The organism is Streptomyces mutomycini (assembly GCF_001700505.1).
GTDB lineage: Bacteria > Actinomycetota > Actinomycetes > Streptomycetales > Streptomycetaceae > Streptomyces > Streptomyces mutomycini.
The window spans coordinates 1-1,040 of record NZ_MAPV01000324.1 but is presented as its reverse complement, the minus strand read 5'-3'; the positions used below and the strand labels follow the sequence as shown (position 1 = coordinate 1,040).

The 1,040-nt window shown below is 66.5% G+C and carries 1 protein-coding gene; it reads left to right on the top strand.

Annotated elements, in window-relative coordinates:
• Positions 1–43 precede the first annotated feature (43 nt).
• The coding region (locus BFF76_RS30175) for an acyltransferase domain-containing protein (protein ID WP_167359545.1) at positions 44–1,040 on the top strand (997 nt) is incomplete at its 3' end.

Genomic DNA, 1,040 nt, shown 5'->3' with positions numbered 1-1,040 from the left:
CCTGGCTCTGGTGTTTTCGGGGCAGGGGTCTCAGCGGTTGGGTATGGGTCGTGAGTTGGTGTCTCTGCCGGGGTTCGGTGAGGTGTTCGAGGAGGTGTGCGGTGCTTTTGACGGGTTGTTGGAGGTGCCGTTGCGTGAGGTGTTGTGGGCTGAGGAGGGGTCGGATCGTGCGGCGTTGATCGATGAGACGGTGTATACGCAGACGGGTCTGTTCGCTTTTGAGGTGGCGCTGTTCCGGTTGTTGGAGCGGTGTGGGGTGCGGCCTGATTTTGTGATGGGTCATTCGGTGGGTGAGTTGGCTGCGGCGTATGTGGCGGGTGTGTGGTCGCTTGAGGATGCGGTGCGGGTGGTGGCTGCTCGTGGGCGTTTGATGCAGGCGTTGCCCGTGGGTGGTGTGATGGTGTCGTTGGAGGCGTCCGAGGAGCAGGTTCTGGGGTGGATTGCTGGGGCCGGGGTGGGTGGCTCGGTGTCGGTGGGTGCGGTCAACGGTCCTTCTGCGGTGGTGGTTTCGGGTGCTGAGGCGGCGGTCGGGAGGGTGGTGGAGCTGGCTGGGGAGGCTGGGTGCCGCACTCGGAGGCTGCGGGTGAGCCAGGCGTTCCATTCGCCGTTGGTGGAGCCGGTGCTGGAGGAGTTCGCGGCGGTGTTGCGTGAGGTGTCCTTCGGTGAGCCGGGTATTGGCGTGGTGTCGAATGTGACCGGTCTGGTGGCTGAGGCGGGGGAGTTGGCTTCGGTCGGGTACTGGGTGCGTCATGCCCGGGAAGCCGTGCGGTTCGGGGATGGTGTGGATTGTCTGGTGGGTCGGGGTGTGACCGAGTTCGTCGAGGTCGGTCCTGAGGCGGTGCTCTCGGGTCTGGTGGAGGGCCGTGGTGAGGGTGTGGTCGCGGTTCCTTCGGTGCGGGTGGGGCAGGGTGAGCTGGTCTCGTTCGTCCGGGGGCTGGCGCGTCTGTATGCGCGGGGTACTGCGGTGTCGTGGCCGGGGCTGCGTCCCGGACGGCGGGTCGCGTTGCCCACGTACGCCTTCAACCGGCAGCGCCACTGGC